The organism is Mesorhizobium sp. M7A.F.Ca.CA.003.01.2.1 (assembly GCF_003998945.1).
In the GTDB taxonomy this organism is placed as follows: domain Bacteria; phylum Pseudomonadota; class Alphaproteobacteria; order Rhizobiales; family Rhizobiaceae; genus Mesorhizobium; species Mesorhizobium ciceri.
On the sequence record NZ_RZRA01001701.1, the window covers coordinates 1 to 420 of the forward strand.

Consider the following 420-nt stretch of genomic DNA (forward strand, 5'->3'; position numbering starts at 1 on the left):
TGGCAACCGCCATGGCAATCATGCCGGCGAAGGCGAAACGCAGCGCTGTCGAGGTGGCTGATGTCATTGCACTGCACAATAAGTGCAGGGGTCGCTGAAACAATCGCCATCTGTTGGGCCAGCGCGTGCGCGGGACGTGGTGCTCGCCTCGACTTTCCTCAAGCCGGAACGCTTGGCGGCTGCTCAGCAGCGGCCGCCGGCGTGCAACGGGGCCGTCTCGTGCACTGTCCGCCGTGCCGTCAGCCTGAACGGCACATCGCCCAGTTCGCGTTCCGACATGGTGTTCAGCACCGGATGCGAAAGCGGATCGGTCAGCCATCTCTGCGTTTCGCTGTCCGGGTGCGGCTCATACGGCGTACTCGCAGCGAAAAAGACCTTCAGCGACGACGACAAGATCCTCAGCATTTCCGGCTCCACAGG

Annotated in this window: 1 protein-coding gene; it reads right to left on the reverse strand. The window is 63.1% G+C overall.

Annotated elements, in window-relative coordinates:
- Positions 1-183: 183 nt before the first annotated feature.
- Complete coding sequence (locus EN969_RS35010) at positions 184-405, reverse strand: hypothetical protein (RefSeq protein WP_063167643.1); 222 nt, start codon at positions 403-405, stop codon at positions 184-186.
- Positions 406-420: the final 15 nt, after the last annotated feature.

Excerpts from the sequence above, each read along its gene's own strand:
- EN969_RS35010 (WP_063167643.1), bottom strand. The coding sequence starts at position 405 with ATGCTGAGGATCTTGTCGTCGTCGCTGAAGGTCTTTTTCGCTGCGAGT.